The following is an 815-nucleotide window of genomic DNA, read 5'->3' on the forward strand; positions in this document are numbered from 1 at the left end:
AACCTACCCTCTATTGGCCACTTGTCTACCTATTGTACCGCGGTGACCATCATCGGTATTGAGCCTGACAATGATAGTGTGTCGTATCATTATCAAGCCTTTATCAAGCAGTGGTTACAGCAAACGGTGCAGCAGATGCAGCGCTGCACCACAAGGCTGACGCTATCATCCATGCCCGATCATGGCTTTGATATTGCTCGTGATACTGGTGTATGGGTATCAGCTACGCTACTTGATGCGTCTATTCCTTATACACCCTATCCAAGCAGCTTGTCTTTTGCCAGCAGTACCTATCACGGCCTCACGCAAGCGCGTACAGGAGATGTGAGCCGCTCGCCCTCTCCTAGTTACGCCTCTAGTATCACTGAGGACAATCTACAACAAACCATCACCACCCCTGTTTGGTCAGGTATTAGTGATCACGATGACGGCACCACCCCACCCCTACGCGCATTACAACTGTCATCGGGGGCGACGCATGGGTGGCAGTTTGCTCCGCGCATCGGTCAGTCTGTGCTGCTTAACCACTGGTATGGTGATATTGACAGTCCCGTGATTAGCCGTGCGCTCTTTGATGGTATCGGTATGGGTGATGTGGATGAGAAAGACATTACCACTCAGGATGCCGGTTTATCTAATCGACATAACCTCAAAGGCGGTGCCTCTCCCAGATGGCATGGTGGTGGTCTCGGTCACTCGCAAATCAATGACGATGATACTCATAGCGGCTGGATATCTGGTATTGCTCAATATGGGCTAACGTCTGAGTCTGAAGTGACGATGAGCTTTGATGATACGCCAAACAAGGTCGGTCT

The 815-nt window shown here is 50.7% G+C and carries 1 protein-coding gene; it reads left to right on the plus strand.

Annotated elements, in window-relative coordinates; genetic code table 11:
* Positions 1-815, plus strand: an 815-nt coding sequence (locus tag EI164_RS16535; protein ID WP_263972680.1) for a hypothetical protein, incomplete at both ends; no start/stop codon positions are given.

The organism is Psychrobacter sp. FME13, from assembly GCF_014861395.1.
Classification (GTDB): domain Bacteria; phylum Pseudomonadota; class Gammaproteobacteria; order Pseudomonadales; family Moraxellaceae; genus Psychrobacter.